The 25590-nt window shown below is 72.4% G+C and carries 26 protein-coding genes; 11 read left to right on the top strand and 15 right to left on the bottom strand.

Translation table 11 applies throughout. The annotated features are described in order from the left end of the window. Window positions 1-21 precede the first annotated feature (21 nt). The 5 genes from VFE82_RS02905 (at window position 22) to VFE82_RS02885 (ending at window position 3250) form a co-directional block, all read left to right on the top strand. A complete protein-coding gene (locus VFE82_RS02905) occupies window positions 22-636 on the top strand; it encodes a LysE family translocator (protein WP_324998733.1) in 615 nt (204 codons plus the stop codon). A 3-nt stretch (window positions 637-639) separates the two neighbouring features. Beyond that, entirely contained in the window at window positions 640-1410 is a 771-nt protein-coding gene (locus VFE82_RS02900) for a ParA family protein (protein WP_324998732.1), read from the top strand. 54 nt (window positions 1411-1464) lie between these two features. Further along, on the top strand, window positions 1465-2001 hold the full coding sequence (locus VFE82_RS02895; protein WP_324998731.1) for an RBBP9/YdeN family alpha/beta hydrolase: 537 nt from the start codon (window positions 1465-1467) through the stop codon (window positions 1999-2001). 117 nt (window positions 2002-2118) lie between these two features. After that, window positions 2119-3045: a ParB/RepB/Spo0J family partition protein gene (locus VFE82_RS02890; RefSeq protein ID WP_324998730.1), complete on the top strand. Its 927-nt coding sequence runs from the start codon at window positions 2119-2121 to the stop codon at window positions 3043-3045. A gap of 49 nt (window positions 3046-3094) precedes the next feature. Beyond that, window positions 3095-3250, top strand: coding sequence for a hypothetical protein (locus VFE82_RS02885; protein ID WP_324998729.1), 156 nt, complete (start codon window positions 3095-3097; stop codon window positions 3248-3250). 7 nt (window positions 3251-3257) lie between these two features. Here VFE82_RS02885 and VFE82_RS02880 read toward each other — a convergent pair whose 3' ends face one another. Continuing rightward, window positions 3258-4682, bottom strand: a complete 1425-nt coding sequence (locus VFE82_RS02880; RefSeq protein ID WP_324998728.1) for an FAD-binding oxidoreductase — start codon at window positions 4680-4682, stop codon at window positions 3258-3260. A 223-nt stretch (window positions 4683-4905) separates the two neighbouring features. Then, on the bottom strand, window positions 4906-5799 hold the full coding sequence (locus tag VFE82_RS02875) for a hypothetical protein (RefSeq protein ID WP_324998727.1): 894 nt from the start codon (window positions 5797-5799) through the stop codon (window positions 4906-4908). 135 nt (window positions 5800-5934) lie between these two features. On the opposite strand from VFE82_RS02875, the gene VFE82_RS02870 reads away from it, so the two are divergent. After that, window positions 5935-6495: a cob(I)yrinic acid a,c-diamide adenosyltransferase gene (locus VFE82_RS02870; RefSeq protein ID WP_324998726.1), complete on the top strand. Its 561-nt coding sequence runs from the start codon at window positions 5935-5937 to the stop codon at window positions 6493-6495. 2 nt (window positions 6496-6497) lie between these two features. Here VFE82_RS02870 and VFE82_RS02865 read toward each other — a convergent pair whose 3' ends face one another. The 6 genes from VFE82_RS02865 to VFE82_RS02840 form a co-directional block, all read right to left on the bottom strand. Beyond that, entirely contained in the window at window positions 6498-7124 is a 627-nt protein-coding gene (locus VFE82_RS02865) for a histidine phosphatase family protein (protein WP_324998725.1), read from the bottom strand. A 30-nt stretch (window positions 7125-7154) separates the two neighbouring features. Next, window positions 7155-7580, bottom strand: a complete 426-nt coding sequence (locus tag VFE82_RS02860) for a hotdog fold thioesterase (protein ID WP_324998724.1) — start codon at window positions 7578-7580, stop codon at window positions 7155-7157. Window positions 7581-7589: 9 nt separating this feature from the next. Beyond that, the gene (locus tag VFE82_RS02855) at window positions 7590-8915 is read right to left on the bottom strand and encodes a solute carrier family 23 protein (RefSeq protein WP_324998723.1); all 1326 of its coding nucleotides are present in this window, start codon (window positions 8913-8915) and stop codon (window positions 7590-7592) included. 66 nt (window positions 8916-8981) lie between these two features. Further along, a complete protein-coding gene (locus tag VFE82_RS02850) occupies window positions 8982-10124 on the bottom strand; it encodes a thiolase family protein (RefSeq protein WP_324998722.1) in 1143 nt (380 codons plus the stop codon). 1 nt (window position 10125) lies between these two features. Continuing rightward, a complete protein-coding gene (locus tag VFE82_RS02845; RefSeq protein ID WP_324998721.1) occupies window positions 10126-11037 on the bottom strand; it encodes an alpha/beta hydrolase in 912 nt (303 codons plus the stop codon). A 197-nt stretch (window positions 11038-11234) separates the two neighbouring features. Beyond that, entirely contained in the window at window positions 11235-11837 is a 603-nt protein-coding gene (locus VFE82_RS02840; RefSeq protein ID WP_324998720.1) for a TetR/AcrR family transcriptional regulator, read from the bottom strand. A gap of 145 nt (window positions 11838-11982) precedes the next feature. Between VFE82_RS02840 and VFE82_RS02835 the strand changes: the two genes are divergently transcribed. Next, entirely contained in the window at window positions 11983-14028 is a 2046-nt protein-coding gene (locus VFE82_RS02835) for an acetoacetate--CoA ligase (RefSeq protein WP_324998719.1), read from the top strand. Here VFE82_RS02835 and VFE82_RS02830 read toward each other — a convergent pair. From VFE82_RS02830 to VFE82_RS02820, 3 genes are all read right to left on the bottom strand, one after another. Beyond that, window positions 14006-14905, bottom strand: a complete 900-nt coding sequence (locus tag VFE82_RS02830; protein WP_324998718.1) for a DMT family transporter — start codon at window positions 14903-14905, stop codon at window positions 14006-14008. The two genes, VFE82_RS02835 and VFE82_RS02830, sit on opposite strands and share 23 nt — an antisense overlap. An 85-nt stretch (window positions 14906-14990) precedes the next feature. Further along, window positions 14991-15419, bottom strand: a complete 429-nt coding sequence (locus VFE82_RS02825; protein ID WP_324998717.1) for a MarR family winged helix-turn-helix transcriptional regulator — start codon at window positions 15417-15419, stop codon at window positions 14991-14993. Between the two features lie 4 nt (window positions 15420-15423). Continuing rightward, a complete protein-coding gene (locus VFE82_RS02820; protein WP_324998779.1) occupies window positions 15424-15933 on the bottom strand; it encodes a flavin reductase family protein in 510 nt (169 codons plus the stop codon). 559 nt (window positions 15934-16492) lie between these two features. Here VFE82_RS02820 and VFE82_RS02815 point away from each other — a divergent pair. Genes VFE82_RS02815 through VFE82_RS02805 form a run of 3 tightly spaced genes read left to right on the top strand, consistent with a single transcriptional unit; the run spans window position 16493 to window position 20600 of the window. Next, entirely contained in the window at window positions 16493-17281 is a 789-nt protein-coding gene (locus tag VFE82_RS02815; protein ID WP_324998716.1) for an alpha/beta hydrolase, read from the top strand. 3 nt (window positions 17282-17284) lie between these two features. Beyond that, on the top strand, window positions 17285-18205 hold the full coding sequence (locus VFE82_RS02810; RefSeq protein WP_324998715.1) for a M14 family zinc carboxypeptidase: 921 nt from the start codon (window positions 17285-17287) through the stop codon (window positions 18203-18205). 52 nt (window positions 18206-18257) lie between these two features. Beyond that, window positions 18258-20600 carry a xanthine dehydrogenase family protein molybdopterin-binding subunit gene (locus VFE82_RS02805; RefSeq protein ID WP_324998714.1) on the top strand — a complete coding sequence of 781 codons (2343 nt, stop codon included), beginning with the start codon at window positions 18258-18260 and terminating at the stop codon, window positions 20598-20600. Window positions 20601-20633: 33 nt separating this feature from the next. Here the strand turns inward: VFE82_RS02805 and VFE82_RS02800 are convergent, their stop codons facing one another. Beyond that, window positions 20634-21950, bottom strand: a complete 1317-nt coding sequence (locus VFE82_RS02800; RefSeq protein WP_324998713.1) for a D-amino acid dehydrogenase — start codon at window positions 21948-21950, stop codon at window positions 20634-20636. A 98-nt stretch (window positions 21951-22048) separates the two neighbouring features. On the opposite strand from VFE82_RS02800, the gene VFE82_RS02795 reads away from it, so the two are divergent. Further along, window positions 22049-22660, top strand: a complete 612-nt coding sequence (locus VFE82_RS02795; protein WP_324998712.1) for a TetR/AcrR family transcriptional regulator — start codon at window positions 22049-22051, stop codon at window positions 22658-22660. Here the strand turns inward: VFE82_RS02795 and VFE82_RS02790 are convergent. The 3 genes from VFE82_RS02790 to VFE82_RS02780 all read right to left on the bottom strand — a co-directional run bounded on the left by VFE82_RS02790 (window position 22647) and on the right by VFE82_RS02780 (window position 25556). Then, window positions 22647-23477, bottom strand: a complete 831-nt coding sequence (locus VFE82_RS02790) for a metallophosphoesterase (RefSeq protein WP_324998711.1) — start codon at window positions 23475-23477, stop codon at window positions 22647-22649. The two genes, VFE82_RS02795 and VFE82_RS02790, sit on opposite strands and share 14 nt — an antisense overlap. 71 nt (window positions 23478-23548) lie before the next feature. Continuing rightward, window positions 23549-24532, bottom strand: coding sequence for a tripartite tricarboxylate transporter substrate binding protein (locus VFE82_RS02785; protein WP_324998710.1), 984 nt, complete (start codon window positions 24530-24532; stop codon window positions 23549-23551). Window positions 24533-24596: 64 nt separating this feature from the next. Then, window positions 24597-25556: a LysR family transcriptional regulator gene (locus tag VFE82_RS02780; protein ID WP_324998709.1), complete on the bottom strand. Its 960-nt coding sequence runs from the start codon at window positions 25554-25556 to the stop codon at window positions 24597-24599. Window positions 25557-25590 lie beyond the last annotated feature (34 nt).

Below are 25590 nucleotides of genomic sequence, written 5' to 3'. Positions count from 1 at the left end.
GCGGTCACACCCGGGGGATTCATGTTCGGCGTAGCGGACTACGGCGCCTTTGTCGCCGCCATCATCATTTTTCTCGCCATCCCCGGCCCCGGCAACCTCGCCCTGATCACCTCGACGTCTAAGGGAGGCATCCCGGCCGGGCTCGCGGCCACGTTCGGCATCATGGCCGGTGACCAGGTGCTGATGTGGGCGGCGGTGGCCGGCGTGGCCGCGCTGCTGCTGGCCTTGCCCGTCGCCTTCCAGGCCGTGCAATGGCTCGGTGCGGCCTACCTTGGCTGGCTGGGGCTGCGGATGCTGCTGCACAAGCCGGGCAGCGCACCGGTGCTGGACATCCAGCCGCGCCAGTACTTCCGGCAGGCGGCCCTGATCACCCTGCTCAATCCGAAGGCGATCGTCTTCTACATGGCGTTCTTTCCGCTGTTCGTCGACCCGGCACACCACCAGGGCCTGGTGACGTTCGCGGTGATGGCGGCCACCATCGCCGGGCTGACGTTCCTGTACGGGCTGGTGGCGGTGCTGCTGAGCCACTTCCTGGCCCAGCGGATGCGGGCAAATCCACTCATCGGCCGGACACTGCAGAAACTGGCGGGTGTCTGTCTGATCGGCTTCGGCGTGAAGCTGGCCGTGAGCAGGTAATCCATGGCGCGCATCTTCTGCATTGCGAACCAGAAGGGTGGGGTGGGCAAGACCACCACCACCGTGAACCTGGCAGCCGGCCTCGCGAAGGTCGGCCAGCGCGTCCTGATGGTCGACCTGGATCCCCAGGGCAACGCCACGATGGGCTCGAACATCGACAAGCGCAAGCTCGAGCTCACCGTCTACGACGTGCTGCTGGAGTCGGCCTCCGTGGTCGAAGCCCGCGTGCGCAGCGAGAAGTGCGGCTACGACGTGCTGGGCGCCAACCGCGAGCTGGCCGGCGCGGAGGTGGAACTGGTCGACCAGGAGCGGCGCGAGCGGCGCCTGCGTGAAGCCCTGAAGGCGGTCGACGGCGAGTACGACTTCATGTTGCTCGACTGCCCGCCGTCGTTGTCGATGCTCACGCTCAACGGCCTGTGCTCGGCGCACGGGGTGATCGTGCCGATGCAGTGCGAGTACTTCGCGCTCGAGGGCCTGACCGACCTGGTCAACACCATCAAGCAGGTGCATGCGAACCTGAACAAGGACCTGCAGATCATCGGCCTGCTGCGTGTGATGTACGACCCGCGCATCACGCTGCAGCAGCAGGTGAGCGAACAGCTCAAGGCGCACTTCGGCGACAAGGTGTTCGACACCGTGATTCCGCGCAATGTCCGGCTGGCCGAAGCCCCCAGCTACGGCCTGCCGGGCGTGGTGTTCGATCCGGCCGCGCGTGGCAGCCAGGCCTTCGTCGAGTTCGCCAACGAGATGGTGGAGCGCATCCGGAAGATGTAGGATGCGGCGCAAGCCGCGTCCCATCTTGCTGTCGCGCTACAAGATTCAGAGCAGATGAAACCCTCCAACGTCCTGGTGCTGCCCGGGTGGCAGAACAGCGGTCCGACCCACTGGCAGACCCTCTGGGAGCAGCGCCACGGGTACCGCCGCGTCGAGCAGCACGACTGGATGCGCCCGCTGCGCGGCGACTGGATCGCACGGCTGGAGGACGTGGTGCTCGGCTGCGACGAGCCGCCGGTGCTGGTGGCGCACAGCCTCGGCTGCATCCTGGTGGCGGCCTGGGCCGGCGTCTCCCGCAACGCCCAGCGCGTGAAGGCAGCGCTGCTGGTGGCGCCCGGTGACGTCGAGCGCGTCGAGATCCGCGAGCAGTTGCCCAGCTGGGTGCCGATCCCGCTGGCGCCGCTCCCGTTCCGTTCCGTGCTGCTGGCCAGCCGGAACGATCCCTACTGCAGCTTCGAGCGGGCCCGCGGCTTCGCGCAAGCCTGGGGTAGCCAGTGCATCGACCACGGCGACAGCGGCCACATCAACGCCGACGCCGGCCTGGGCAGCTGGCCCGAGGGCCACGTGCTGCTGCAGGACCTGATGACATGACACGGCCGGGGGCCGGCGCCTGGCGCGTGCGGCGACGCTGCCCCACGGGCATGCCAGGCGGCCCTGGCGCACTCCGCGCGGCGCTGGCCGCATGACGACGACATCGAGGACCCGAACATGGTGACCAAGAAACCCAAGGGGCTGGGCCGCGGCCTGGAAGCCCTGCTCGGCCCGGCGGCCGCCGAGAGCGCGCCCGCCGAAGCGCCGGGACCGGCTCCCGGCCAGCCGGCCTCGCTGATGCTGGCCGACATGGTGCCGGGCATGTACCAGCCGCGCACCCGCATGGACGAGGGCGCCTTGTACGAGCTGGCCGAGTCGATCAAGGCGCAGGGGATCATGCAGCCGATCCTGGTGCGCCGGCTGGGGGACGGCCCGAACGCCGGCAAGTACGAGATCATCGCCGGCGAGCGGCGCTTCCGGGCCGCCAAGCTGGCCGGCCTCGACAGCGTGCCGGTGCTGGTGCGCGACGTGCCGAACGAAGCCGCGGCGGCCATGGCGCTGATCGAGAACATCCAGCGCGAGGACCTCAATCCGCTGGAGGAAGCGCAGGGCCTGCAGCGGCTGGTGCGCGACTTCGGCCTGACGCACGAGCAGGCGGCGCAGGCGGTGGGGCGCTCCCGCAGCGCAGCGTCCAACCTGCTGCGCCTGCTGAACCTGGCCGAACCGGTGCAGACCATGCTGATGGCCGGCGACCTGGACATGGGCCATGCGCGCGCCCTGCTGGCCCTGGACCGGGCGGCGCAGATCACGGCCGCCAACCAGATCACGGCGCGCAAGCTGTCGGTGCGCGAGGCCGAAGGCCTGGTCAAGAAGATCGGGGCCGAGTTCTCGCTGACCTCGCCCAGGCCCAAGCAGGAGAAGTCGCGCGACCTGCAGCGGGTGGAGGAGGAGCTGTCGGACCTGCTGACCGCCGAGGTCGAGGTGCGGGTCAGGAAGCGGGTCAAGCGCAACGGCCGCACCGAGGAGATGGGCGAGCTCGCGATCCAGTTCGGCTCGCTCGACGAATTGAACGGCCTGATCGACCGCCTGCGGTCACCTTCGTGACCCGCTAGCGCCGCGCGCTTCTGCGCACGGCCCTGCGCACCGCACCGGCGTGCGCCGGCTGGTGATCGTGCAAGGCTGCATGGCCACGTGCGGGCAGGGCGAGGCGCCGGGGAAGGCGGTGGGCCTGGCCGAGGGCGTGGTGGGCGGGGCCCACCAGCTGTCCGTGCAGGCGGGCAGCGGCGTGGGCGCGCGCCTGAGCGCCTGACGGTGCTTCAGAGCGAGAAGATCTTCCCGGGGTTCAGGATGTTCTTCGGGTCGAGCGCGCGCTTGATGGTGCGCATCATGTCGACGGCCCCGACGCCCGCCTCGTCGACCAGGAACCCCATCTTGTGCAGGCCCACGCCGTGCTCGCCGGTGCAGGTGCCGCCCAGGCGCAGCGCGCGGCCCACCAGCTTGTGGTTCAGGTCTTCCGCGACGGTGCGCTCGCGCGGGTCGTCCGGATCCAGCAGGTAGCCGAAGTGGAAGTTGCCGTCACCGACGTGGCCCACCAGGAAGTAGGGGATGCCGCTCTCGTCGGCTTCCTTGACCGAGTCGAGCAGGCAGTCGGCCAGCCTGGAGATCGGCACGCAGGTGTCGGTGGAGATCGCGCGGCAGCCTGGACGTGACTGGATCGCCGCGAAGTAGGCGTTGTGCCGCGCCGTCCAGAGGCGGGTGCGCTCCTCGGGCGTGGTGGCCCACTCGAACGCGTTGCCGCCGAATTCCGAGGCGATCTCCTGCACCGTCTGGGCCTGCTCCTGCACGCCGGCCGGCGAGCCGTGGAATTCCATCAGCAGCATCGGCTCCTCGCGCAGCGCCAGCTTGGCGTACTTGTTGACCATGCGCACCGCGTTCACGTCGATCAGTTCCACCCGCGCGATCGGCACGCCCAGCTGGATCACCTGGATCGTGGTGCGCACGGCGGCCTCGATGCTGGGGAACGAGCAGATCGCGGCGGAGATCGCCTCGGGGATCGGATACAGCCGCAGCGTGATCTCGGTGATCACGCCCAGCGTGCCTTCGCTGCCCACCATCAGCCGGGTGAGGTCGTAGCCCGCCGACGACTTGCGCGCGCGGGTGCCGGTGCGGATCGCCTCGCCGGCCGCGGTGACGACCTCCAGGCCGAGCACGTTCTCGCGCATGGTGCCGTAGCGGACCGCATTGGTGCCCGATGCGCGCGTCGCGCACATGCCGCCGATGCTGGCGTCGGCGCCCGGGTCGATCGGGAAGAACAGGCCCGTGCTGCGGATCTCCTCGTTCAGCTGCTTGCGTGTCACGCCGGCCTGCACGGTCACGGTGAGGTCGTCGGCGTTGACCGACAGGATGCGGTTCATGCGGCCCAGATCGATGCTGATGCCGCCCTGCACCGCCAGCAGGTGACCTTCGAGCGAGGAGCCGACACCGAAGGGGATCACCGGCACCTCGTGCTGCGCGGCGAGCGCCACCGCATCGGCGACGTCCCGGGTGCTCTCGGCGAACACCACGGCCGCGGGCGGCGGCACCTGGAACGACGATTCGTCCCGGCCGTGCTGCTCGCGCACCACCATCGCCGTCGAGCATTGCGCACCGAACCGCGCCACCAGGGCATCGAGGAGGGCCTGCGGCACGGGGCGCTGGCTGACGTCGGGGACGAGATGGGACAGGGCGGTCGGGGCGTTCATGGCATGTGTCTCCTGGGCCGGCCAGTGTACGCCGCGACGCGCGTGGCGCCCCGGCGCGCCGGGTGTGCGCGGACGTGCGCCACCCCTCCAGCCTCGGCTGTCGCCGGCTGCCGTCGCGGGATGGGCTCACCTTCGCTGGTGCTCGCTCCGTCGTGCGCTGCACGGATCACCCGTCGGCGGGTGCGGCGCGCCACCCCGCCGAACCTGGGCAGCCGGCCGTGGTTCAGCGCAAGCTCGTGTCGTACTCGGCGCGCGAGACGACGCCGTCGCGGTTGGTGTCCATGTCCTCGAAGGTCATCACGACCACCGGGAGCCGCAGGGCTTCGGCGCGCGTGAGCAGCCCGTCCGCATCCGCGTCGGCCTGCTGGAACAACTGGGTCACCTGCACGACGGTGAGGGGGCCGCGCAGCTGCGCGGCGGCGCCGTTGGGGCTGACCGAGGGCGTGCCGCCGCTCAGGCCCCCGGCCCCTGCGCCACCCCCGCCCCCGCCGCCAGCAGACGCCCCACCGGTGGCGCCACCGCCGACGACCGAGGCGCCGGCGAAGCCGCCGCTGTCGACGCCCGTGCCGGTCGACGCACCCGGGATGGTGCCGCTGCCGTCGCTGCCTGCCGGCGCCGCCGGCGCCGGCACGATGACGACCCCTCGCGTCGTGCTGAAACCGCCGGTGCTGCCCGGGTCGGTGACCGGCCCCGTGGTGCCGCCGCTGGTGCCGGCGGCGCTGGTGCCCGGGGCCGCGATCGACGACGACGGGATGCCGCCGGGGAATGGTTGCGCCGAGGGCAGCCCGCCCGGGAACGGGGAGGGCGTGGCCAGGCCGGCGGGCGACGGCGTCCCGCGCGGTGGCACCGAGGTGCCGCCGCCGGGGACGCCGCTGACCGCGGCGCCCCCCGTGCCCGTGCCAACCGCCGTGCCTGCACCGACGCTGCCGGTCCCCGGGGTGAGCGCGGTGCCACGGCCGGCCGCCGCGCCGCCGCCGCCGCCCATGCCGACCCCGGCGGCGGGCGCGCGTGCACCGGCGGCCAGGCCGCCCTGCTGGGCGAAGGCCAGCGTGGTGCACAGGGTGAGCACGACGGCGGCCAGGACGGTGAGGGGACGGAGGTGGTCGGAACGGGGCATGGCGGTCTCCTGCTGCTGGCTGCATGTTCGCGCCTGCCCGGCCGGGCGCTGTCGCGCAGACGCGGCACCGGCCGTAGGACGGCACCGCCCGGCCGCGGTGGGACAATCCGGCATCGCAGCCAGGAGACAGCACCGATGGGCAAGCGCCTCACCCAGATCGCGACCCGCACCGGCGACGACGGCACCACTGGCCTCGGCGACAACACGCGCGTGCCCAAGAACAGCCTGCGCGTGCAGGCGATGGGCGACGTGGACGAGCTCAACTCGCACCTGGGCGTGCTGCTGTGCGAGACGCTTCCGGCCGAGGTGCGGTCGCTGCTGGTCGAGGTGCAGCACGAGCTGTTCAACCTGGGCGGGGAGCTGTCGATCCCGGGCTACGAGCTGCTGAAGCCGCAGGCGCTCGCGGTGCTGGACGAGGCGCTCGCGCAGCACAACGCCCGGCTGCCCCGGCTGGAGGAATTCATCCTGCCCGCGGGGACGCGCCCCGCGGCACTCGCCCACGTGTGCCGCACCGTGGCCCGGCGGGCCGAGCGCGCCGTCGTGGCGCTGGGCCAGGCCGAGCCGCTCAAGGACACGCCGCGCCGCTACCTCAACCGGCTGTCCGACCTGATGTTCGTCCTGGCCCGCGTGCTCAACCGGATCGACGGCGGCGACGACGTGTACTGGAACAGCGAACGGATGCGGCAGGGCAGCTAGCGTCAGTCGCGCAGGTCGGCCCAGTCCTCCAGCCGGATCCGCGCGACCACGCTCCAGCGCCGTCCCTGCGGCCGCAGCACCGCCGCTTCCCCCTCCGCCAGGTGCGGGGCGCCGGCGACGGCGCGGAACGGCGTGCCGTGCCCGACCACCCAGCGGATCGCGCCCGGCGCCACCGGCGCGGCCAGCAGCTGCTTGAGGCCGGGGTAGTCGTCGCCCGCCCGTTCGCGGATCACGTCGCGGGGCGTGGCCTGGCCGAAGATCAGCCGGGCCGTGTCCATGGTGCGGCAGTACGGGCTGGCCAGCACCTCGGTGACCGGCAGGCGCAGGTCGCGGATGCGCTGCCCGATGGCGCGTGCCTGGGCCCGGCCGGCTTCGGACAGCAGGCGCTGGTGCGCGCAGTCGTCGTAGCCCGCCATGCCGCTGTCGTTGCGGGAGAAGTCGGTTGCCGTGTGCCGGATGTAGACCACCCAGCCGCCGCGACGAAGGGCCGCCGCGAGCAGCCGGGGGGCGATCGTTTCGCCCGGCGCCGGCGCCGAGGAGGTCGCGGAGGCGATCGGGTCCGCGGCCCGGGCCGCCGGGGCACCGGCCAGCAGCACGGCGCTCAGCAGGCAGCAGAGGGCGCGGGCCATGGCGGCTGGGGCGTGCGCGCGGCGCGGCGTTCAGCCGCGGGGTGCGAGGACCGCCATGGTGATGCGCGAGACGCAGGTCGGACGGCCCTCGTCGTCGTGCAGGTCGATCTGCCAGACCTGGGTGGTGCTGCCGATGTGCACCGGGCGGGTGGTGCCGGTCACCCAGCCGCTGGTGGCGCCGCGCAGGTGGTTGGCGTTGATGTCCAGCCCGACCGCGCGATGCCCCGGCGGGCAGCTGTAGGCCGCGCCGCAGGAGCCGAGCGTCTCGGCCAGCACCACCGACACGCCCCCGTGCAGCAGCCCGTACGGCTGGCGCGTGCGCTCGTCCACCGGGACGCGGGCGCGGATGAAGTCGTCACCGACCTCGAGGAACTCGATGCCGAGCCGCGCCACCGCGGTGTCGACGTGGATGCCGGTGAGCAGCTCGACCGAGATGGGCTGTTGCCAGACGCGCATGGGACGATGCTAGCGCGCCGCCGGCGTGCCGGCAGCGCCGGGCTGGCGGCTGCCCCCACGGCTGAGGATGGCGTACAGCAGGATCGCGCCGAACGTCGCGGTGCCGATGCCGCCCAGGGCGAAGCCGCCGAACTTCAGGGTGAAGTCGCCGGTGCCCAGCACCAGCGTCACCGCCGCCACGATCAGGTTGCGGTTGTCGGAGAAGTCGACCCGGTTGTCGACCCAGATCTTGGCGCCGGCCGCGGCGATCAGGCCGAACACCACGATCGACACGCCGCCCATCACCGGCAGCGGAATGGCCTGGATCACGGCGCCGAACTTGGGCGAGAAGCCCAGCACCACGGCGATCGCCGCCGCGACCACGAACACCGCCGTCGAGTAGATCTTGGTCGCGGCCATCACGCCGATGTTCTCGGCGTAGGTCGTCACGCCGGTGCCACCCGCGGCGCCGCTCACCATGGTCGCGAGGCCGTCGCCGATGAAGGCCCGCCCCATGTAGGCGTCCAGGTTGCGTCCGGTCATGGCGGTCACCGCCTTGATGTGGCCCAGGTTCTCGGCCACCAGGATGATGGCCACCGGCGCGATCAGCAGCATGGCGGCCCCGCTGAACACGGGCGCGGTGAACGAGGGCGCGCCGACCCAGGCGGCGTTCGCGATGCCCGACAGGTCGATCGGCTTGCCCAGCCCCAGGCCGTTGGTGAGGACCGCGTAGACGACGCTGGCCAGCAGCAGGCCCACCAGGATCAGCAGGCGCTGCACCATGCCGCGGGTGAACACCGCCACCAGCGCCACGCACAGGAACGTGACCGCCTGCATCCACGAATCGAAGTTGCTCGCGGCCATGTTCTTGACCGGGATGCCCGCCAGGTTCAGGCCGATCACCGCGACCACCGCGCCCGTGACCACCGGCGGCATCAGCCGCTCGATCCAGGCGGTGCCCACGGCCTGCACGACCAGGCCGATCGCGGTGTAGAGGGCGCCGCAGGCGATGATGCCCCCCAGCGCCACGCCGATGTTCGCGTTCGGCCCCTTGCCGGCGTAGGCGGTGGCGGCGATCACCACGCCGATGAAGGCGAAGCTCGAACCCAGGTAGCTGGGCACCCTGCCGCCGGTGATCAGGAAGAAGATGAGCGTGCCGATGCCGCTCATGAGGATGGCGAGGTTGGGGTCGAACCCCATGAGGATCGGCGCCAGCACCGTCGCGCCGAACATCGCGATCACGTGCTGCACGCCCATCGCCGCGGTCTGCGGCCACGGCAGCCGCTCGTGCGGCCCGATCACGCCGCCCTGTTGCAGCACCTGCGCGGGCCGCTCGGCCCAGTGGAACATCCCCATCTCCGCTCCTGTCGTTGACTGTGAGCGGCGATGCTAGGTGCAACGCGGGCCCCGCGCAAGGCGGGCTCAGGCGCGCTCGAGGATGGTGGCGATGCCCTGGCCGCCGCCGATGCACTGCGTCGCGAGCGCGTAGCGGCCGCCCGTGCGCCGCAGCAGGCTGGCGGCCTTGCCGGTGATGCGCGCGCCCGTCGCGCCCAGCGGGTGGCCGATGGCGAGGGCGCCGCCGTCGAGGTTGGTGCGCGCCTCGTCGATGCCCAGCTCCTGCAGGCACGCGAGGGCCTGGGCCGCGAACGCCTCGTTCAGCTCGACCAGGTCGATCTCGTCGACGCGCAGCCCGGCCCGCGCCAGCGCCTTGCGCGTGGCCGGCACCGGTCCGATGCCCATGATCTCGGGCGGGCAGCCCGCCACCGCGATCGCCTTGAGTTGGGCCAGTGGCCGCAGGTCGTGGGCGCGCACGAAGGCCTCGCTAGCCACCAGCACGGCGCTGGCGCCGTCGGTGAGCGGCGACGACGTGCCGGCCGTGACGGTGCCTTCGCTTTCCGGCAGGAAGGCGGGCCGCAGCGCCGCCAGGCCTTCCATGGAGGTGGACGGACGCAGGCAGCCGTCGCTGTCGACGCGTGCGCCGTCCGGCAGCGCGACGGTCACCACCTCGGCGGCGAAGGCGCCCGCCTGCAGCGCGGCCGCGGCCTTGCGCTGGCTGCGCACGGCGAACGCATCCTGCTGCTCGCGCGTGATGCCGTGGCGCTGCGCCAGGTTCTCCGCCGTCATGCCCATGCTGGTGTAGGCCTCGGGGTAGGTCTCGCGCAGGGTCGGATTGCGCGAGGGACTCAGCCCGCCTTGCGGCACCTTGGACATCGACTCGACGCCGACGCAGAGGAAGGCGTCGCCGGCGCCGGCTGCGATGCTGCCCGCGGCCGTGTGGATCGCCGACATCGACGAGCCGCAGAAGCGGTTCATGGTGATGCCGCCCACCGTCACCGGCAAGCCGGCCAGGAAGCTCACGATGCGTGCCAGGTTGTCGCCCTGTTCGCCCTCCGGGTACGCGCAGCCGAGGACCACGTCCTCCAGCAGCGCGGGGTCGAACGGCTGGCGGGCCAGCAGCTGGCGCACGACCTGCGCTGCCAGGTCGTCCGGCCGCATCGTGGCGAGGCGTCCCTTGCGGGCGAAGTGGAAGGGGCTGCGCGCGTAGTCGACGAGGAAGGCATCCATGTCAGGTCTCCAGGGAGGGGTTGAGGAAATCGGTGACGGCCGCCAGCACGGCCGGGTCGTTCAGCAGCTTGCGGTGGCCCAGGCCGTCGGTCGCCAGCAGCTGCGCGTGTGCGATGCGCGCGGCGAACGCCTCGCCATCGGCGAACGGGTTGACGCGGTCGCCGCGGTCATGCACCACCAGCGCGCGTGCGCCGATGCGCGGCCCGGCGGCCTCGGGCTCGAACTGCGCCATCAGCACGCCTTCGCGTGACTCGATGCGCGCCTGCAGGCGCGCGCGAAGGCGCTCGGACAGGCCGAAGACGTGGGCGAACAGGCGCGTGTACTCGCGGGGCGAGGCCGGTGGCGCCAGCAGCACCAGGCGCTGCGCGGACAGGCCGCGGCCGGCCGTGTAGGCCGCCGCATTGGCGCCCAGGGAGTGCGCCACCACGGCGTGCAGGCGTCCGCCCTGCTGCTCCAGACGCGCGGCGACGTACTCGATGGCGCGCGCGAACTGCGGCAGGTTGCTCACCCGTCCGGCGCTGTGCCCGTGGGCAGGCATGTCCACCAGCACCGGCTGCAGCCCGTGCTGCGTCAGCGCCTGCGCCAGCGGCCGCATCTGGGCGGCGCTGCCGCCCCAGCCATGCACCAGCAGGACGACGGGCGCGGCACCGGCGCCAAGCGGGGCGGGTCCCGGCGTGTACACGGTGAGTCCGGATGACTCGAACGGCCAGCGCTCGATGCGCCAGGATGACTCCCACACAGGCTGGCGCTGCAACCAGCGCGGCGGCAGCGGCGTGCAGAACAGGCGCAGCGCGGCGCGCACCGCCAGGGCGGGCCAGACGCGCTCGGCCAGGCCGAGCGCCAGCCTGGAGGCGCGCAACCCCGGAGCGGCCTGGTAGAAGGTGGTGGTGGCCTGCACGCTGGCGCGGTTCATGGCCGGCCCCTCACCAGAACACCATGTCGTCGTTGGTGCGGGGCAGGTTGCCCAGTGAGTCGGCGGCAGCGCGCACGGCGCGCCAACCGCCCCACGCGGCCGCGAGAGCGAGGAGCATCAGCATGGCAGGTCCTTTCTTCGCACGTTCGTGCGAAATTTGGTCGAACGGGAAGGCGAGAGATGTCATCGATGAACGGTCAGGCCCGGTAGCTCGCCAGCAGGCGCTGCCAGCTGGCCTGGGCGCGCTCGGCGGCCCGGTGGTCGCGCAGGAACCGGGTGTCGTGCACCAGCCCCAGCGTCAGCGCGTAGATCTCGCCGACGAGTTGCTCGGGATCGGTGTCCGGCTGCAGGTGGCCGACCTCGATCGCCTGCACCACGGACCGCCGCAGCGCCGACCGCCAGCGCAGCACCTCGCTGTGCAGCAGGTCGCGCAGCGGACCCTCGCGGTCGTCCAGCTCGAACGCGCCGGCCGAGAAGATGCAGCCGGTGCGCGTCTCGACGTCGCGGGTGCGCACGATCCAGCGCTGCACGATGGTGTCCAGCCGCGGCAGGCCCTTGGGCTGCTGCATCGCCGGGGCGAACACGTCGTCGATGAAGCGGCGGCCGAACTCCTCGACCACCGCCTTCTGCAGCGTCTCGCGCGACCCGACGCGCGAGAACACCCCGCTCTTGGACAGGCCGATGCGATCGGCCACGGCCTGCAGGCTGATGGACTCCAGGCCCTCGCGGCCGGCCAGGTCCAGCGCCGCGCCGACGATGGCGGCGCGGGTGAGCTCGGCTTTCTGGGTCTTGGCGTCCATGGAGCGGTGACTTTAGCACGATCGTCCGAAATCGCAACACAGGGTGAAAACGGCGTGCGGACGACGGCGTCCACCACACCGGACTGCGTGCAAACCCTAGGCCGTGGCCGGGAACGGACGAGGGCCCCCGCGGTAACCTGCGCCCATGCGCGAGCTGCCACCGACGTCCGCCTCTCATCCGCCCGTGCCGCAGATCCGGCGCTACCAGGACTGGCTGCGCGAGCGGCGCGGGCTGGCGTTCGACCACTACGACGCGCTCTGGCGCTGGTCGGTCGACGACCTGCCGGCCTTCTGGCAGAGCATCTGGGACTGGTTCGAGCTCGAGTCGCCGACGCCGCACACCGCCGTGCTGGCCGACGACCGGATGCCCGGCGCCGTCTGGTTCCCGGGCGCCCAGGTGAACTACGCGCGGCAGGTGCTGCGGCACGTGGACGCCGCCGAGGCGGCGGGGGTGCCGGCCATCGTCAGCCGCAACGAGCGCGGCGATCACCGCGAGCTCGGCTGGCGCGAGCTGCGCCGGCAGGTCGCGGCGCTCGCGCTGCACCTGCAGGCGCAGGGCCTGCGACGCGGCGACCGGGTGGCGGCCTACCTGCCGAACGTGCCGGAGGCGATGGTGGCCTTCCTGGCCGTGGTCAGCCTCGGCGGCGTCTGGAGCATCTGCGCGCCGGACATGGGCACCAATGCCGTGCTCGACCGTTTCCGGCAGATCGAGCCGGCGGTGCTGATCGCCTGCGACGGCGTGACCTACGGCGGCAAGGACCACGACCGCAGCGGCGTGGTGGCCGAGCTGCGTGCGCAGCTGCCGACCGTGCGGCACGTGCTGGGGCTGCGCGCACGGGCCGGCGCGACCAGTCCGCTGCGCCCCGACGCCTGGCTCGAGGAGGCGGCGGCACGGGACGACGCGGCGGTGGCGGCGTTCGAGCCGCAGTGGCTGCCGTTCGACCATCCGCTGTGGATCGTCTACTCGAGTGGCACGACCGGCCTGCCCAAGCCCATCGTGCACGGGCACGGCGGGATCATGCTGGTGATGCTGGCGCACACCGTGCTGCACAGCGACGTCGGCTGCAGCTACCACCCCGACACGCGGGGCGAACGCTTCCACTGGTACAGCAGCACCGGGTGGGTGATGTGGAACGCCCAGATGGCCGGCCTGATGAACGGCACCACCTGCTGCCTGTTCGACGGCAATCCCGGCGGCCCCAAGGATGCACCCGACTGGTCGACGCTCTGGCGCTTCGGCGCCGAGGTCGGTGCCACCTTCTTCGGTGCCGGCGCGGCGTTCTTCGCCAACTGCATGAAGGCCGGCGTCGACTTCGCCGGGCTGCCCGGCCTGCGCTCGGTGCGCGCGCTGGGGACCACCGGGTCGCCGCTGTCGGAGGACGTGCAACGCTGGATCGACGCGCGCTTCGCGGCCATCGGCAAGCCCGGCATGTGGTGGTCCAACATCTCCGGCGGCACCGACTTCGCCGGTGCCTTCATCGGCGGCAACCGGGAGCTGCCGCTGGTGCCCGGCGAGATGCAGTGCCGCTTGCTGGGCTGCTCGGTCGAGGCCTGGGACGAGCAGGGCCGCAGCGTGGTGGGCGAAGTGGGCGAGCTGGTGTGCACGCGCCCGATCCCGTCGATGCCGCTGTTCTTCTGGAACGACGCCGACCACCGCCGCTACCGGGGTTCCTACTTCGACATGTACCCCGGCGTGTGGCGGCACGGCGACTGGCTGAGGATCACGCCGCAGGGCGGTTGCATCATCTACGGCCGCAGCGACGCCACCATCAACCGGCACGGCCTGCGCATGGGCACCAGCGAGCTGTACAGCGCCGTCGAAGCCCTGCCCGAGGTGCTCGACGCGATGGTCGTCGACCTCGAATTCCTCGGCCGCGAGAGCTACATGCCGCTGTTCGTGGTGCTGCGCCCCGGGCGCGTGCTCGATGCGGCGATGCAGGACCGGCTGCGCGGTGCGATCCGCAGCGCGCTCAGCCCGCGCTTCGTCCCCGACGAGATCTTCCAGGTGCCGGAGATCCCGCGCACGCTCTCGGGCAAGAAGCAGGAGCTGCCGGTCAAGAAGCTGCTGCTCGGGCAGCCGCTGGACAAGGTCGTCAACCGCGACGCGATGGCCAACCCGGCGTCGCTCGACTGGTTCGTCGCGCTGGCCGCACGCCGGGCCGGCACCGTCAGCCCGAAGGCTTGCGGTTGACCAGCACGATGCCCGCGGCCACGCCGACCAGCGCCAGCGCCAGCTGCACCGTCAGGTGCTCGTGCAGCAGCACGACCCCGAACACCAGCGCGAACATCGGGGTGAGGAAGGTGAACGAGGACATCCGCGTCGCGGGGTAGTGCCGCAGGAGCCACATCCAGGCCAGGTAGCTCGCGAACGCGCCCACCACCGTCTGTGCCGCGAGCGATCCCCACGCCGGCGCCGAATACGACAGCGACCAGGTCTCGCCCAGGGCCAGCGACAGCAGCGGCGCGACCGCTGCCGTGACCGCCACCTGGTAGAACAACGTCTTCTCGGCGGACGCCGTGGCCAGGCGCGACGCCCGGATCACCAGCGTGGTCAGCCCCCACAGGACGCCGGCCAGCAGGGCCAGCGCGTCGCCGCGCAACTGGCGGGCAGAGGTGGCACTGCCGAAGCCCTCGCTGAATGCCACCGTGACCGCCACGAACGCGACCAGCAGCCCGACCCACTGCGCGGCCCGCAGCTTCTCGGCCGGGACGAACCGCGGCAGGAGCAGCGCCACGACGAAGGGCGAGGTGTAGAGGAAGACGGTCAGCCGCGAGGCGGTGGTGTCGCGCAGGCCCAGGTAGATGCAGCTGAACTCGGCGGCGAACAGCGCGCCGGCCAGCAGCCCCGCCCGCAGGGTGCCGTCGCGCGAGAAGAGCGGCACGCCACGCACCACGCACCAGATCCAGAGCAGGACGGTCGCGCCGACGAACCGCAGTGCCGCCTGCCAGAGCGGCGGGACCTCGCCCACGGTGGCCTTGATCAGGATCTGCTGCAGTCCCCAGAACAGGCAGCACGCCACCAGCAGCGACACGGCGAGCCCGTCGAGATGTTCTTTTCGTTCGGCCATGCGGCCGATGCTAGCCGCTGCCGGCCCGCACCGGGCGGGGCGCGGGCACCGTGCCGCGCCGCGCGCACGCGGCATCGCCGCCCCTTCAGGCGGGGTGGGCGATCTTCTCGAGCAGCTTGCGCAGGGCCGCCTTCTCCGTCGCGCCGAGCGCCCGCAGCATGCGCGCCTCGTGCTGCTTGGCGGCCTCGACCAGCGGCTTGACCAGCCGCCGACCGGCGGGCGTGACCGCCACCAGGGTGCGCCGCTGGTCCGCGGCATCGGCCTGCAGCACCACCCAGCCCTGCTCCGCCATGCGTTGCACGAGCTTGGTGACGGTGGGCTGCTTGGCCAGCACCTCGTGCGCGAGCTGGCTGACGGTGAGCGGCTCGCTGTCCTGCAGCGTGGCCAGCACGCGCCACTCGATCGGGCTCAGCCCGCGCGCGCGCACCTGGCTGTCGAAGTCCTTGTAGAGGGCGTGGTTCGCCTGCCCCAGCAGGTGGCCCAGGTAGTTGTCGACGAACCGGTCGCGCGGCATCGGATCAGATCGGCAGCTCGGTGTAGAAGCGGCCGCCGTGGAACAGGAGCGGCGCCGCGCCCGGCCGCCAGCTGCAGCGTTCCACCTCGCCGACAAAGATGACGTGGTCGCCTTCCTCGTAGCGGCTGCGGTTGAAGCACTCGAACACCGCGACCGCCCCGGTGATCAGGGGGGCATCGCCGCTGCCCCGGGTGTACTCGACGCCGCCCCAGCGGTCGGCGCCCTTGGCGGCGAAGCGTTCGGCCAGCTGCTTCTGGTCGGCCGCCAGGATGTTGATCGCGTAGTGCGAGCCGGTGCTGAAGGCCGGCAGCGAAGCCGCGGCGCTGGCCAGGCTCCACAGCACGAGCGGCGGATCGAGCGAGACCGAGTTGAAGGAGCTGGCGGTCAGGCCGATGGGCTTGCCCTCGGCGGTGGTCGCCGTGACGATGGTCACGCCGGTGGCGAACATGCCCAGCGCCGACCGGAACTCCCGGACGGAGAAGGTGGGCGGGCTGGCCTTGCGGATCGGGCTCATCAGCGGCGTTGCATGAAATTTCATGTAGTATGGATCAAACCCCCGGACCCATGTTGCTGCAACCCGACGACCCTGTCCGGCCGGAGGCCCCAAGCGTTGCGCGGCGCCACGGTGGGCGGCAGGCGCAATGCACGGTCGGGCTCCTCGTCGCGGCGCCCGGACGCGGGACGCCATGGCGCCGCGACCGCTCCCGGCCACGCGCCGAGCGCCGCGCAGGGGCTCGCTGCCTGGCCGCGATGGCACGGTGCGGGTCCGCGCCGACGCCCGGCCCTCTGTCCTGGGGCGCTCTCCAAACCATAGCAGCGCCGCAGTTGCGCGCGGTCGCGGCGGCGCTTGGCGACCGGGCCCACGCAGGTGCGTTGCGACAGCCGCCGGCGCTTGCGATGGCCGACGGCGTCCCGTCCACGTGCCTCCCCGTCGCGTGCCTGTCCACGGCGCGCCGCGCGCCTGGCTCCTTCGGGCGATGGCCCGATCGGGTCAGGTCGTGCGGCCGGGCGGCTTGCCTGCGATGGCCGCGGGATCGGACGCGAGGAATGATGAATCCCCACGAGCATCCTGCATGACGGCTCTTCCCACCTTCACCAGCCTGGGCGCCGGCCCGACCGTGCTGATGCTGCACGGCATCGGCGGCGGCCACCTCGCGTTCGCGCCGCAGGTCGAGTCGCTCGCCAGCGCGGGCTTCCGCGCCGTCGCCTGGGACATGCCTGGCTATGGCCGCAGCGCACCCATCGAGCCCTACACCTTCAAGGGCCTGGCCGGCAGCTGCATCACCCTGATCGAGAGCCTCCAATGCGGGCACGTGGTGCTGGTGGGGCACGGCATGGGCGGCATGGTCGCGCAGGAGGTGGTGGCACGCCGGCCCGAGCTGGTCAGCCGGCTGGTCCTGTGCGGCACCTCGGCGTGCTTCGGCCGCGCCGAGGGGCCGTGGCAGCGCGAGTTCGTCGCGCAGCGCACCGCGCCGCTGGCGGCCGGCCGGACCATGGCCGGACTGGCCGAGGTGCTGGTGCCCCGGATGATCGGCCCCGGCGCACTGCCCGAGGGCGTCCGGCTGGCGCAGCACTGCATGGGCCTGGTGAACCCGTCGACGTACCGGCGGGCCCTCGAGGCACTGACCACGTTCGACCGCCGCGCCAGCCTGACGCAGATCCACGTGCCCACGCTGCTGGTCGCCGGCGAGCACGACCGCCAGGCCCCACCCGCGCTGATGAAGAAGATGGCGCAGGCCATCGCGGGCAGCACCTACATCGAGCTGCCGGGCATCGGCCACCTGCAGAACCTGGAAGCCCCCGACGCGTTCGATGCCGCCGTGCTGAACTTCCTGCGGCTGCCGCGCCATCTGCTGCACTGAGGGATGGGACTGCCCGGCCCCGCGCCCTCGACCCCACGCGCCTTTGCGGCGGGCGATCGCGCACGCGCCAGCCCGCCGCGTCGCGCCGCCGCACGGCGGGGCCGCGGCCTGCTGGCGCTGACCCTCGCGCTGTCCACCGCCGCCGTGCTCGCGGCAGGCCCCTGCGAGACCTTCGTGCCGGCCCTGCCGAACGTCACCCGCGCGCTGTGCCAGCAGGCGGCGCTTGCCGACTCCGGGGCGCGCTCGGTGCGCGGCGTGCCGCTCTACGTGCGCGACGTGCCCGCGCCCGGCGCGCGGCTGCGGGTGCTGGTGACCGGCACGATCCACGGCGACGAACTGTCCTCCGCCTCGGTGGCCCTGCACTGGCTGGCGCTCGCGCAGCAGCAGGTGGCGCTGCCCCAGCCGGTGCACTGGCGCTTCGTGCCGGTGCTCAATCCCGACGGTCTGCTGGCACGGCCGCCGCGCCGGACGAACGCGCGCGGCGTTGACCTGAACCGCAATTTCCCGACCCCGAACTGGGACCGCGAAGCGCCGGCGTACTGGCACAAGCGCACCCGCCAGGACCCGCGCCGCTGGCCCGGTCCGCAACCGCTGTCCGAGCCCGAGAGCCGCTTCGTGCACCAGCAGATGGAGCAGTTCCGGCCGCACCTCATCGTCGCCATCCACGCGCCCTACGGCGTGCTCGACTTCGACGGCCCGTCGGTGCCGCCTTCGCGGCTGGGCCGCCTCTACCTCGACCAGGTCGGCATCTTCCCCGGCTCGCTGGGCAACTACGGCGGCGTGCACAAGGGGGTGCCGGTGGTCACCATCGAGTTGCCGAACGCGTTGCGCACGCCGCTGGATGCCGAGATGCGCCAGATGTGGCAGGACCTGCTGCGCTGGATGAGCGAGCGGCTGGCCGGGCCGGCGGCGGCAACCCGCTGACCACGCTGCCGCGCGGCGGGCGTCACAATGGGCGGCCCTTCGCGAGGAGCCCATGAGCGCCGACCTTCTCTCCGCCGACGTCGCCACCCGCTTCGGCAGCGGCCAGTCCGTGCAACGCATCGAAGACGAGGGGCTGCTGCGCGGGGCCGGCCGCTTCACCGACGACGTGCAGCCAGTCGGGCAGCTGCGGGTGGCGTTCGTGCGGTCGCCGCACCCCCATGCGCGCATCCTCGCGGTCGACGCGGCGAGCGCACGCGCGCTGCCCGGCGTGGCCCTGGTGCTCACCGGCGCCGACCTGCTGCAGGCCGGCGTGAAGTCGCTGCCGGTGAACCCCAGCTTCAAGCGCCCCGGCGGCGGCCGACCCGCTTCGCCGCAGCGGCCCGTGCTGGCGCACGACCGGGTGCGCTTCGTGGGCGAAGCAGTGGCCATCGTGGTGGCCGAAACACTGCAGCAGGCGCGTGACGCCGCCGAGGCCGTCTGGGTCGAGTACGACGAATTGCCCAGCGTGGTCGACGTGGGCGCGGCGACCGGGGACCAGGCGGTTGCGCTGTGCGAGCAGGCCCCCGACAACATCGCGGCCGAAGCGCGTCACGGCGATGCTGCCGCGGTCGAGGCGGCGTGCGGGCAGGCGACCCACGTGGTGCGGCTGGCGATCGAGAATCAGCGCGTGGCGGCCGTGTCGCTGGAGCCCCGCGCGGTGCTGGCCTGGGTCGCCGAGGACGGCCGCCTCACGCTGCAGATGAGTTCGCAGATGCCCTCGGGCGTGCGCACCGCGATCTGCGACGTCCTGGGCCTGGCGCGCGAGCAGGTCCGCGTGACGGTCGGTGACGTGGGCGGCGGCTTCGGCATGAAGACCGGCGCCTATCCCGAGGACCTGGCGGTCGCCTGGTGCGCATGGCAGCTGCGCCGGCCGGTCAAGTGGTCGGCCGACCGCAGCGAGGAGTTCCTCAGTTCGCAACACGGGCGCGACGTGCGCACGCAGGCCGAACTGGCACTGGCGTCCGACGGCCGGATCCTCGCACTGCGGCTGCGCTCGCTGGCCAACGTCGGGGCCTATGCCACGCCCACCGGCGTGGCGATCCAGCTGCTGATCGGCCCGTGGGTGCAGACCAGCGTGTACGACATCCAGCAGGTGGACTTCCGCTTCGCTGCCGTGCTGACCAACACGGCGCCGACGGGCGCCTACCGGGGCGCCGGCCGCCCCGAAGCCATCTTCACGATGGAGCGCCTGATGGACGAGGCGGCGCGGCAGACCGGGATCGACCGCATCCAGCTGCGCCGGCGCAACTTCATCCGGCCCGAGCAGATGCCGTACCGTAATCCGATGGGCCAGACCTACGACGTCGGTCGGTTCGAGCACGTGATGGACCAGGCGCTCGACCAGGCCGACTGGAGCGGCTTCGAGGCGCGCCGGGTGCGCAGCCGCGCGCGCGGCCGCTTGCGCGGCCTGGGCATCGCCACCTTCCTGGAGTGGACCGGCGGCAATGTGCTGGAGGAGACCGTCGCCGTGTCGGTGCTGCCCGAAGGGGTGATCGAGGTGTTCTCGGCGGTCAACCAGATGGGGCAGGGCATCGCCACCACGCTGGCGCAGCTGGTGGTCGACGTGTTCGGCGTGCCGATGGCGCAGGTGCGCGTGGTGCTGGGCGACACCGACCGTGGGGACGGCTTCGGGAGCGCCGGCTCGCGCTCGCTGTTCACCGGCGGCTCGGCCCTGCGCGAAGGTGCCGAGAAGACGCTGGACGAGGCGCGACGGCTGGCGGCGCAGACGCTGGAGGCGAGCGCGCAGGACCTGGAGTACCGCGCCGGCCGCTTCCTCGTGCGTGGCACCGACCTGTCCGTGGACCTGTTCGCGCTGGCCGGCCGGCAGCCGCAGCAGCGCATCCACCTGCAAAGCACGACCCAGGTCGCCGGCCCGAGCTGGCCCAACGGGTGCCATGTCTGCGAAGTGGAGGTCGATCCGGCCACGGGCGAAGTGCAGGTGGTCGCGTACAGCAGCGTCAACGACGTCGGGCGCGTCGTCAATCCCGCCATCGTGCGCGGGCAGCTCGACGGGGGCGCGGTGCAGGGACTGGGCCAGGCCTTGCTCGAACGCATGGTGTACGACCCGGCCAGCGGGCAGCCGATCACGGGCAGCCTGATGGACTATGCCGCGCCCAGGGCCGACCTGCTGGCCTGCGACTTCGTCACGAGCATGGACCAGACCACGCCCAGTCGCAACAACCCGCTTGGCGTGAAAGGCGTGGGCGAGCTCGGCACGATCGGAGCGACGCCCTGCGTGGTCAACGCCGTTGCCGACGCGTTGGCCTCGGGCGGCTATGCCAGCCTGGCCCCGCGCCTGCAGATGCCGCTGACGCCGCTGCGCCTGTGGAACCTGCTCACCACCACGGCCGACTGAGCCTCGGCCGGCCCGCGGGGCACCGCACCCGCCTCAGGCGTGCCGTCCGCTCGCGGCGTCGTCGAACCCGAGGAAGCGGAACGCCATCGCCGGCCGGTCGCCGCTGATCAGCGCGGCCAGCGCCTTGCCCGAGCCGGCGCCATGCGTCCAGCCGAGCGTGCCGTGCCCCGCGTTGACCCACAACCGGCCCACCGGCGTGCGACCGATGAAGGGAATGTTGGTCGGCGTGGCCGGGCGCAGTCCCGCCCAGTAGCGTGGATCTCCTCCCTGCGACGCCGGGCGCGTGTCGCACACCCCGGGCAGGACCTGTTCCACGCGGCGGGCCAGCATGGCGCAGCGTGCCCGCGCCACCCGGCCGTCGAGCGAGGTGTCCATCCCGGCCAGCTCGACGGTGCCGGCCACGCGCAGGCTGTCGCCCAGGCGCGTGAAGGCGCACTTGACCTCGTCGTCGATGGTGCTCACGTGGGGCGCCGCCTCGGGACGCACGATCGGGAAGGTGGCGCTGTAGCCCTTGCCGGGATAGATCGGCAGGTCGACGCCCACGCTGCGCAGCAACGGACCCGAGTGGGAGCCGCAGGCGACCACGACGGCGTCGGCGCGCAGGCTGCGGCCGGCGCCGGTGGTGCGGTCGCGCAGGCGCACGTGGTCGATCGCGCCACCGGCCCGCTCCAGCCGGGTGACGTCGTGCCCGAACAGGAACTGCGCGCCCCGGGCCGCGCAGCGGGCCGCCAGCTGCTCGGTGAACAGGCGCGCATCGCCGCTCTCGTCGCTGGCGGTGTAGGTGCCCCCGACGATGCGGTGCGCGAACGGCCGGAATGCCGGTTCGATGGCGAGCAGCTCCTCGCGCGAGACGACGTGCCGCGCGATGCCGAACCGGCGCATCAGCGCGGCCGCCTGCGCCGCGCCGTCCAGCGCCGCGGCATCGGTGAAGTAGTGGGCGATGCCGCGTTCCAGCCGCGCGAAGCCGATGCCCGTCGCGCGCACGGTCTCCTTGAGTGCCTCGTGGCTGTAGGCGCCCAGCGCCACCAGCTGCCGCACGTTGCGCTCGAAGGCGGCGTCGTTGCATTCGCCCAGAAAGCGCAGCACCCAGCGCCACTGCTGCCAGTCCAGCCGCGGGCGGAACAGCAGCGGGGCGTCGTTGCGCAGCATCCACCGCAGCAGCTTGGCCGGCGCGTGCCGGCTGGCCCAGGGTTCGCAGTAGCTGACCGAGATCTGCCCGGCGTTTGCGAAACTCGTTTCGCGGGCGGCGTCGTCCTGCCGGTCGGCCACCGTGACGGTGTGTCCGCGCTCGAGCAGGTGCCAGGCGGTGCTCACGCCGAGGATGCCGGCGCCCAGGACGAGGACTTGCATGCGGGCAGTGTCCGCCACGGCGGCCGGCGCGCCCACCGGGAGGACCCGCACACCGCGGTGCGCGGGCCGGCGCGAGCCCCAGCAGTAGAATGGCCGCCATGAGCACCATCGCCCGGCCTTCCTTCAAGGAGCAGATGCTGGCCGCGCGCGAAGAGGCGATCATCCAGAACGTCAACCGCCTGCTGGCCGAGAAGGGCTTTGACGCCATGACGGTCGACGAGGTCGCGGCGGCGGTCGGCATTGCCAAGGCCAGCCTCTACAAGCATTTCCCCAGCAAGGAAGACCTCGCCGCCGCCGCCATGGTGCGCGTGATGCGGCGGGCGCAGCAGTTCCTGGCGGGCATCGATCCCGCGCTCCCGGTGCTGGAGCGGCTCAAGGCCGTGGTGCGCTGGACGCTGCAGATGCAGCTGGCCGGGCAGATGCCCTCGCTGCCGAGCCAGAACTCCTCCCTGCGCGCGGTGCTGATGGCCAGTCGCGAGTACATCGACGCGCTGATGGGCATCAGCGACACGCTGGGCGCCTGGATCGAAGCCGGACAGCGCGACGGCGCGCTCGATGCAAAGCTGCCGGCCCTGGCGATCCTGTACACCCTCTACGCCCGCGCCTGCGATCCCGTGGTCGAGTTCCTCAAGGCTGGCGGCCAGCATGGCGACGAGCAGATCGTCGAGCTGGTCATCAGCACCTGCTTCAACGGCCTCAGCGCACGCTGACGGCGGCCGCGGCCGGCACGGCCAGCAGCTGCTGCGGCCGGAACCCTTCCTGCTCGCCCTTGCGGGCATACCCCAGCGGGTTGGCCACGACGCGGCAGCCGCCCGCGGTGTAGTCGTTGCGGCAGTGCAGGTGCCCGTGCAGCCACAGCTGCGCGCGTGGCAGCAGGTCGTCCAGCGCATTGCAGAAGCCCGCCGTGCCCGGTGTGACTCCGTAGCGCGGGTCCGCGCTGCGCAGGCTGGGTGCGAAGTGCGTCACCACGACGGTCGGGCCGTCGAAGGGCTCGGCGAGCGCTTCGCGCAGCCAGCGCTGGCAATCCAGTCCCAGGCTCCGCCAGCCCTCGGCCAGCAGCGGCTCGCCGGCGCGCGTGGCGCGTGTGTTGGGCAGGTAGAAGTTGGCGGCGCGGAACGCCTTCTCGCGCTGCTTGAGGGCACGCGCCGGATCCGGCGCCTGCGCGGCCAGCGCATCGAAGTCGGTCCACAGCGTGGTGCCGACGAAGCGGACCCCGTCCAGGACGAGCACCTCGCGCTCCAGCCAGGTGATGCCCAGGCGCTCGCAGGTGGACCGCAGCCGCTCGTGCGCCTGGTCGAAGTCGAGGTTGTCGTACTCGTGGTTGCCGGGCACGAACAGCACCGGCGTCGGCCAGCCGTGGCGCGGCGAGAAGCGCTCCAGCCCGAAGTCCTCGCCGGTCAAGGCGCTGCCGGGCTGGTAGGAGCCGATGTCGCCGGCCAGCACCAGCAGGTCGGCACCCGGCGCGGGGGCGATCTGCCGGTCCGGCTGGGTCTCGAGGTGCAGGTCGGACAGCAGCTGGAGGTTCACCGCCATGATTGTCGCGGCCGGCGACGGCGGCAGCCGTCAGCCGCGTCCGCATCCCGTTGCGGGCGCGGAGGTCAGAGCCGCACGCCGGCGCCGCGCACGGTGGGAGCCAGTTGCGCCACCTGCTCCCGCACGAAGGTGGTGAAGGCGGCTGGGCTCGCGGGCGTGGTCGTGATGCCCAGGTCCAGCATCTTGCGGCGGATCTCCGGCTGCGCCAGGATCTCGTTGCAGGCGGCATTCAGCCGCGCCACCACCTCGGCCGGCAGCCGGGGCGGCGCGGACAGGCCGAAGAAGTTGTCGAGCACCAGCCGGCGCTGCCCCGTTTCGGCAACGCTGGGCACCTCCGGCACCAGGGGCGAGCGGGTCGCCGACGTCACCGCCAGGGGCACCAGCTGCCCGCTGCGGAAATAGGGCACGAACGCCGTCAGCACGTCGATTCCCACCGGCACGACGCCGGAGAGCAGGTCGGTGGTCATCGGTGCGCCACCGCGGTAGGGCACGTGGACCATCGGGATGCCCAGCGTGTTGCGCATCAGTTCGCCGTAGACGTGGCCGATCGAGGCCGGCCCGCCCGAGCCGAAGTCCAGGCGGCCGGCCGACTTCGCCGAGGCTTCCAGGTCGGCCAGCGTCCGCAGCCCGGCCTTGGGGTTGGCCATCACCACGCACGGTGCGCTGCCGATCAGCGCCACATGGGTGAAGCCCTCGACCGGGTCGTAGGGCTGCTTGTCCAGGGCGAACGGGCCGATCGAGATCGGCGTCGAGTTGGACAGCATCAGCGTCGAGCCGTCGGCCGCGGCCTGGTGCACCAGCTGGCCGCCGACGCTGCCGCCGGCGCCGGGGCGGTTGTCCACCACCACCGGCTGGCCCAGCTTGAGCGCGAGCTGCTCGGCCATCACGCGCGCCACGATGTCGCTCGCGCCGCCGGCCGGGAAGGTGACCACGATCTTCAGCGGCCGCTCGGGCCAGGCCGCCAGGGCAGGCAGGGCGGTGGACGCCGCCCCGGCGGAGAGCGTCTTCAGGAAGGTCCGGCGGCGGGCCGGGGCGGTCAACGGGAACATTCGAGACTCCTGGCCGGCCGAAGGGCGCTGCCTGACCAGCGCGACGCAAGCGTTGTGCCAGGGATCAGTCGAGCGCTTCCGCGAAGGCGGTGCGAGCGGCGGCGGCGACCGCCAGCCGCAGCCAGGCGTGGTCGCTGCGCTGGGCCTGGCGGTGGTGCCACAAGGACTCCACGTGCACCGGCGCGACGTCCAGCGGCAGCTCGCGCACCAGCAGGTCGTGCGCCATCCCGGTGGCGGAGATGAAGTGGCGCGGCAGCACGGTGAGCAAGTCGGAGCCCGCCACGACCTTGCCCGCCGTGAAGAACTGGTTGACGGTCAGCACCACCCGCCGCTTCTGCCCGACTGCGGCGAGCGCCTCGTCGACGAAGCCGTAGGGCCGGCCGGAGAAGCTGACCAGCAGGTGGCGCGCGGCGCAGAACCGCTGCAGCGTCATCGGCCCCTGGGCCAGCGGATGGTCGCGCCGCATCACGCACACGTACTCGCCGTCGTACAGCCGCTCGTGGTCGAACCCGGGCCGGGCGCCGGCCTGCGACTGGGCCGTGAGGTCGGCCAGCACGGCGGGGAAGAAACCCACCGCCAGGTCGATGGCGCCTTCGTCGAGCAGCCGGCGCGGATCGCGGGTGGTCAGCGGCAGCACGCGCATCGAAACGCCCGGTGCGTCGCGCTCGATGATCTCGACCAGCCCCGGCATGACGCCGGTGGCGGTCGCGTCGGCCATCGCCAGCACGAAAGTGTTGTTTGCCTGCGACGCGACGAACTCGCCCGGCGTGAGCGCGCCCTCCAGCTGCCGCAGCGCGTCGCTCACGGCCGGCCATAGCGCCAGCGCCCGGGCCGTCGGCTCGACGCCATAGCCGCTGCGGCTGACCAGCTTGTCGCCCAGCGCGTCCCGCAGCCGGTTGAGCGCATTGCTCACGGCCGGCTGGGTCATGGCCAGGTTGCGGGCCGCCCGTGTCAGGTTGCGCTCGGTCATGACCTGGTCGAAAACACGCAAAAGATTCAGGTCGAAGGTGCGGAAATTCGGCATATCTATCAGTGATATGAATGATAGGCATCATGAA

Origin of the sequence: Ramlibacter sp., assembly GCF_035655895.1 — a bacterium.
In the GTDB taxonomy this organism is placed as follows: Bacteria; Pseudomonadota; Gammaproteobacteria; order Burkholderiales; family Burkholderiaceae_C; genus Ramlibacter.
This window is presented reverse-complemented; position numbering and strand designations above follow the sequence as displayed.

Excerpts from the sequence above, each read along its gene's own strand:
- VFE82_RS02905 (WP_324998733.1), top strand. The coding sequence starts at position 22 with ATGTTCGGCGTAGCGGACTACGGCGCCTTTGTCGCCGCCATCATCATT.
- VFE82_RS02900 (WP_324998732.1), top strand. The coding sequence starts at position 640 with ATGGCGCGCATCTTCTGCATTGCGAACCAGAAGGGTGGGGTGGGCAAG.
- VFE82_RS02895 (WP_324998731.1), top strand. The coding sequence starts at position 1,465 with ATGAAACCCTCCAACGTCCTGGTGCTGCCCGGGTGGCAGAACAGCGGT.
- VFE82_RS02890 (WP_324998730.1), top strand. The coding sequence starts at position 2,119 with ATGGTGACCAAGAAACCCAAGGGGCTGGGCCGCGGCCTGGAAGCCCTG.
- VFE82_RS02880 (WP_324998728.1), bottom strand. The coding sequence starts at position 4,682 with ATGAACGCCCCGACCGCCCTGTCCCATCTCGTCCCCGACGTCAGCCAG.
- VFE82_RS02875 (WP_324998727.1), bottom strand. The coding sequence starts at position 5,799 with ATGCCCCGTTCCGACCACCTCCGTCCCCTCACCGTCCTGGCCGCCGTC.
- VFE82_RS02870 (WP_324998726.1), top strand. The coding sequence starts at position 5,935 with ATGGGCAAGCGCCTCACCCAGATCGCGACCCGCACCGGCGACGACGGC.
- VFE82_RS02865 (WP_324998725.1), bottom strand. The coding sequence starts at position 7,124 with ATGGCCCGCGCCCTCTGCTGCCTGCTGAGCGCCGTGCTGCTGGCCGGT.
- VFE82_RS02860 (WP_324998724.1), bottom strand. The coding sequence starts at position 7,580 with ATGCGCGTCTGGCAACAGCCCATCTCGGTCGAGCTGCTCACCGGCATC.
- VFE82_RS02855 (WP_324998723.1), bottom strand. The coding sequence starts at position 8,915 with ATGGGGATGTTCCACTGGGCCGAGCGGCCCGCGCAGGTGCTGCAACAG.
- VFE82_RS02850 (WP_324998722.1), bottom strand. The coding sequence starts at position 10,124 with ATGGATGCCTTCCTCGTCGACTACGCGCGCAGCCCCTTCCACTTCGCC.
- VFE82_RS02845 (WP_324998721.1), bottom strand. The coding sequence starts at position 11,037 with ATGAACCGCGCCAGCGTGCAGGCCACCACCACCTTCTACCAGGCCGCT.
- VFE82_RS02840 (WP_324998720.1), bottom strand. The coding sequence starts at position 11,837 with ATGGACGCCAAGACCCAGAAAGCCGAGCTCACCCGCGCCGCCATCGTC.
- VFE82_RS02835 (WP_324998719.1), top strand. The coding sequence starts at position 11,983 with ATGCGCGAGCTGCCACCGACGTCCGCCTCTCATCCGCCCGTGCCGCAG.
- VFE82_RS02830 (WP_324998718.1), bottom strand. The coding sequence starts at position 14,905 with ATGGCCGAACGAAAAGAACATCTCGACGGGCTCGCCGTGTCGCTGCTG.
- VFE82_RS02825 (WP_324998717.1), bottom strand. The coding sequence starts at position 15,419 with ATGCCGCGCGACCGGTTCGTCGACAACTACCTGGGCCACCTGCTGGGG.
- VFE82_RS02820 (WP_324998779.1), bottom strand. The coding sequence starts at position 15,933 with ATGAGCCCGATCCGCAAGGCCAGCCCGCCCACCTTCTCCGTCCGGGAG.
- VFE82_RS02815 (WP_324998716.1), top strand. The coding sequence starts at position 16,493 with ATGACGGCTCTTCCCACCTTCACCAGCCTGGGCGCCGGCCCGACCGTG.
- VFE82_RS02810 (WP_324998715.1), top strand. The coding sequence starts at position 17,285 with ATGGGACTGCCCGGCCCCGCGCCCTCGACCCCACGCGCCTTTGCGGCG.
- VFE82_RS02805 (WP_324998714.1), top strand. The coding sequence starts at position 18,258 with ATGAGCGCCGACCTTCTCTCCGCCGACGTCGCCACCCGCTTCGGCAGC.
- VFE82_RS02800 (WP_324998713.1), bottom strand. The coding sequence starts at position 21,950 with ATGCAAGTCCTCGTCCTGGGCGCCGGCATCCTCGGCGTGAGCACCGCC.
- VFE82_RS02795 (WP_324998712.1), top strand. The coding sequence starts at position 22,049 with ATGAGCACCATCGCCCGGCCTTCCTTCAAGGAGCAGATGCTGGCCGCG.
- VFE82_RS02785 (WP_324998710.1), bottom strand. The coding sequence starts at position 24,532 with ATGTTCCCGTTGACCGCCCCGGCCCGCCGCCGGACCTTCCTGAAGACG.
- VFE82_RS02780 (WP_324998709.1), bottom strand. The coding sequence starts at position 25,556 with ATGCCGAATTTCCGCACCTTCGACCTGAATCTTTTGCGTGTTTTCGAC.